Source organism: Pseudonocardia nigra (assembly GCF_019396355.1).
Lineage (GTDB): Bacteria > Actinomycetota > Actinomycetes > Mycobacteriales > Pseudonocardiaceae > Pseudonocardia > Pseudonocardia nigra.
The window spans coordinates 1-4,060 of the sequence record NZ_JAHKRK010000368.1 but is presented as its reverse complement, the minus strand read 5'-3'; the positions used below and the strand labels follow the sequence as shown (position 1 = coordinate 4,060).

The 4,060-nt window shown below is 69.8% G+C and carries 2 protein-coding genes; both read left to right on the top strand.

Going from position 1 to position 4,060, the window contains the following annotated elements:
* Positions 1–1,778: 1,778 nt before the first annotated feature.
* Positions 1,779–2,240, top strand: coding sequence for an MSMEG_3727 family PQQ-associated protein (locus tag KME75_RS40375; RefSeq protein WP_219420277.1), 462 nt, complete (start codon positions 1,779–1,781; stop codon positions 2,238–2,240).
* A gap of 10 nt (positions 2,241–2,250) precedes the next feature.
* Positions 2,251–3,942 carry a PQQ-dependent dehydrogenase, methanol/ethanol family gene (locus tag KME75_RS40370; protein ID WP_219420276.1) on the top strand — a complete coding sequence of 564 codons (1,692 nt, stop codon included), beginning with the start codon at positions 2,251–2,253 and terminating at the stop codon, positions 3,940–3,942.
* Positions 3,943–4,060 lie beyond the last annotated feature (118 nt).

Sequence of the window (4,060 nt, the reverse complement as noted above, 5' to 3'; positions counted from 1 at the left end):
GCGGTGTCCGGTCGGGCAGCAACGGCTCCAGCCGTGCCCACTCCGCGTCGGTCAAGTCGTGGCGATCAAGCACAGAAGAGATCTACCGCAGCCGACCCGCATGATCCACGGGACACGCTCTAGCCGGCCGGCCGGTCCCGATTGCCGTCCCGACCCGCTGCGCGGTCTGCAGCGGGCTGAACCCGAGGCCTCCCCGGAAGTGCTGGGCGCGCACGATCCAGGCGCCGGAGAATCCGACGAGGTAGATCGCGCCCAGCGCCGCGGGAGCAGCACCGCGAGCACGGACCGCCCAGGAGCCCGGCGCCGACCCGGTCGACGTCCCGGTGTCCGCGCCCGGAGCCGGGCGCGCGGAATCAACCGGGCCGCCAGCACCAGCGCCACTATCCCAACGGTTAGGTTCTCGAAACTCCAACGCCGGCCGTCCGTCGAACTCAGAAATCAGCCCGCCGGCGAGCGGGCCCGGCCCCGTGAACAGGCCGACGGTCGCGCCGAACATCCCACCGAAGGCCCCGCGCCCGCTCCGCCCCGGTGAACAGGTTCTGCATCAGCCCGGAGTTCTGCGGGGTCGCGTACCGGCGGTGAGGCCCTGCAGCAGTCGGGCCACGACCAACAGCTGATCGTCGGCGCCGCACCGGCCGCGGCACTGCACACCACGAACGCGGCGAGCGCGACCACGAACATCCGGCGACGAGCGTGACCCACCGCGTCCGCCAGCGGCGTTGGGTCCGGGCGGTCCTGGGTACCGGACGGGTTCGGCGCAGACGGGGTGCCGGCGCTCACGGCGAGTCACGGGCGAGCCCGACCGTCACGGGTGTCACCACCCGACCGCCGCACCGACTACGTGGCCACGCCGACGCACGGATTCCGTGCCGGTCCCCCCGGGCCCACGGTGCACGTGGCGAGCGCCGGCATGGAGAGGGCTCCTATCAAAACGTGTTTCGTCCTGATCCGACACGCGGCGGGCGGCGGAGAATGTCGGGCGACCAGGGTCGGCAGCGCCGGCGAACCATCGGTCGGCGCTGTATCCACTCAGGATCGAACTTGCTGCCCGTCCGTCGCGCCCAGCGGGAACACCCGCACGTCACCGCGATATGACGGTCTCGACCGCGGCGCGCCGCCGCGATCGGTGGGAGGCACGACGGGCCGGGCGACCGCCGATCCGGGAACCATCCGACATATTCTCGATACACCAAGAATGAGTGTCGGCCGATGCTGCCGACCGGTGGGGGTGAGAGCCCCGAATAATGCCCGAATGCGAGGGTCACCGATTTCTCTCGCAGCTTCGCCCGCACGCTCGCACCGACCGACCGGACCACCGGACGGACGGGCAGGCCGACGACAGAACGTCAGGCGGGCGCAGCCGGTCGGGGAGCGCCACGCAGCGTGACCCGGTCGTTGCGGGCCCGTACGCGCCGGCACAGCACGACCGTGGCCGGGGTGCTGACCAGGGCGGGTGCGGCCGACCGGGTCGGAGCGCACGACGTCGGCCGGCACGTGGTCGAACCGGTGGTCCTCGTTCCCGGCCGACCCGTAGCGGCCACGCAGCGCCCGAGATCAGGCCCGGCGGGTCCGTTCGTTTGCACCCACCGGCCGGCGGAGCCGTCGGGTGGTCCGAAATTGACCGTCCACATTCGTCGTTGCGCAGGCCGCATTCGTCGTTGCGCAGGCGGTTGATCGACTTCTCGACTGACACACCGGCGGCGGTTGACGCCCGTACCGGGCAGTGTGAAAGTCATCACGTACCCCGTCGCAACACATGTTTCGGGAGGATGAAGTCAATGACGACTGCTTCAGAGGATCTATCGGCCCAATTGGCCGACGGCCTGCACCGGCAGAACGCCACCGGACTGGGCCGGCTGCTCGGGTCCGGGGGCGTCGGGCACGCCGAGGAGGGACCCGACGGCAAGATGACCGCCACGGTCCGGATTCCGGAGGACGAGCTGTGCTTCGAGCCCGGCACTCTCATCCTGCCCCACGGCGGGGACCTCGAGCTCACGCTCATCAACGACGACAAGAACACCCACTGTGCGTTGCTGCCCCACAACGGGGACCCCAAGTTCATCTGGTTGGTCAATCACTCCAAGGGGACGGCCTCCCTCAACCTGGACGGCCCAGGCACCTACTACTACGGCTCCACGACCGGTAACGACGAGGGCCGCGGCCTGACCGGGGCGATCGTCATCGGCGGCGAAGTCCCCGACGAGGCCAAGCTCGACCGTCCCCCGCAGCCGCGCCCGTAAACAGGAGCAGATGATGACCGACTACATCGACGCGGGCGCAGCCATCCCACAGATGCAACTCAGCGCCATCAAGGGAAGCGCGCCGGCCACCGGCAACGTGGACTACGAGCGCATCCTGGCCGCCCGCTCGGAGTCGCAGAACTGGCTCACCTACTACGGCACCTACGACGGTCAGCGCTACAGCGAGCTCGACCAGATCACCAAGGAGAATGTCCGGCGCCTGTCCCCCGCGTGGGTGTTCCAGGCCGGCTCGACGGGCATGCAGGCCGGCTCCTCGACGTACTCGTTCGAGGCGTCCCCGCTCGTCGTGGAGGGAGTCATGTACGTCTCCGGCCCGGATGGCAGGTGCTGGGCCCTGGACGCCAAGACCGGCGAGGAGCTCTGGCGGTACAAGCACGCCTCCCCGTACGACGTCTCGCTGTGCTGCGGGAACGTGAACCGCGGCGTGGCCGTGGGGCACGGGAAGGTCTACATGGCCACCCTCAACGCCCACGTCGTCGCGCTCGACGCGACGACCGGCGAGAAGGTCTGGGACACCACCGCCGGTGACGTGCGGGCCGGGGAGAGCCGTACTGTCGCGCCGCTGCTCGTGAAGGACATGGTCATCGTCGGGAGCTCGGGCGGGGAGTTCGGGACCCGCGGGTGCCTGGACGCGTTCGACGCGGAGACCGGCGAGCGCCGCTGGCGCCGCTACATGGTCCCCAAGCCGGGCGAGCCCGGGTCCGAGACCTGGCCGGACGACGGCGAGGCGTGGCAGCGTGGCGGTGCGAACTGCTGGGTGACCCCCACCTACGACCCGGAGCTGGAACTGCTCTACCAGGGGACGGGCAACCCGGCGCCAGACTTCGACGGCGGCGTGCGCCCGGGCGACAACCTCTACACCGACAGCATCGTCGCGGTGGACGTGAACACCGGCGAGATCCGGTGGCACTACCAGTGCACCCCGCACGACCTGTGGGACTACGACTCCACGATGGAGAACCTCCTGTTCGACGCCCCCGACGGGCGCAAGCTGCTCGCGCACGCGGACAAGAACGGGTACTTCTTCGTCCTGGACCGGACCAACGGCGAGCTGGTCCGGGTCTTCCCCTTCGTCGACCGGATCACCTGGGGTGAGATCACCCCCGACGGCAAGGTCACGGCCAAGGTGTACCCGGACGAGGAGGGCGTCCCGGTGCACTTCTGGCCTGGTCCGGCCGGGGGCAAGGAATGGACGCACATGGCCTACAGCCCGCAGACGGGGCTGATCTACGTGCCGGTGCAGGAGGTCGGGGCGACGGCCACCCGCCGGCGCCGCGAGTTCAAGGAGAGCATCCCCTACTGGGGCGCGGGCGTCGCCGTGGACCTCGAGGACTTCTACGGGTACGTGGCCGCCATCGACCCGGTGACCGGCGAGGAGAAGTGGCGTTGGCGCCACGAGTACCCGATTTCCGCCTCGACGCTGACCACGGCGGGCGGTCTCGTGATCCAGGGCACGGCGACGGGTGAATTCGTCGCCCTGAACGCTGAGACCGGCGAGAAGCTGTGGCAGTTCCAGTGCGGGAGCGGGCACCACAGCAGCCCCAGCACGTACAGCGTCGACGGCCGGCAGTACATCGTGGTGCCGACCGGATTCGGTGGCTGGGTCGAGGGGTTCACCCCGGCGTTGCTCGGGGCCTCCTCGGGCGACGCGCTGTTCGCCTTCGCCCTGCCCGAGGACTAGAGCGTGTCCCGTGGATCATGCGGGTCGGCTGCGGTAGATCTCTTCTGTGCTTGATCGCCACGACTTGACCGACGCGGAGTGGGCACGGCTGGAGCCGTTGCTGCCCGACCGGACACCG

What these genes read in the sequence shown, in the direction of transcription:
- KME75_RS40375 (WP_219420277.1), top strand. Translation starts at nt 1,779, where the DNA reads ATGACGACTGCTTCAGAGGATCTATCGGCCCAATTGGCCGACGGCCTG.
- KME75_RS40370 (WP_219420276.1), top strand. Translation starts at nt 2,251, where the DNA reads ATGATGACCGACTACATCGACGCGGGCGCAGCCATCCCACAGATGCAA.